Raw genomic sequence first — 523 nt, forward strand, 5'->3', positions numbered from 1 at the left:
CCAGCCGACCCTGTACACGCAGCTCAAAGCGTTGCCGTGGCACGAGGTCCCGGCCGGTGACCAGCAGCGCGAGGTGGGACACGGCCGCAAGGAAACCCGCACCGTCAAAGCGTTGACCGTACGCACCGATGGCGGCCTCGCGTTCCCGCACGCGCAGCAAGCGGTGCGGATCACCCGGACCCGCACCATCAAGGGCAAGACCAGCCGGGAGACCGCCTACTACACCATGAGCCTGCCCGCCATCCTGGCCCAGCCGGTCGACCTGGGCGCGTTCGCCCGCAACGAATGGCTCATCGAGAACGGCCTACACCACGTTCGCGATGTGACGTTCCGCGAGGACGCCCACCACGCGAGGACCGGCAACGGACCCGCCGTGTTCGCCACCCTGCGTAACACCGCGATCGGCTACCACCGCCTCAACGGTGCCACCAACATCGCCCGCGCCACCAGAACCGCCAACCGCCGATCAACCCAACTCATCGACGCAGTCACGTAACGTCACCGGTTTTACGCAATGGCCCTG

General features: G+C 67.1%; 1 protein-coding gene. It reads left to right on the forward strand.

The genetic code is table 11. The annotated features are described in order from the left end of the window. Positions 1–496 (forward strand): ISAs1 family transposase (locus tag ACFHWY_RS28810; protein ID WP_416583375.1); only part of this gene is annotated, 496 nt, incomplete at its 5' end. Positions 497–523: the final 27 nt, after the last annotated feature.

Source organism: Micromonospora sp. LOL_024 (assembly GCF_048060415.1).
Classification (GTDB): domain Bacteria; phylum Actinomycetota; class Actinomycetes; order Mycobacteriales; family Micromonosporaceae; genus Micromonospora.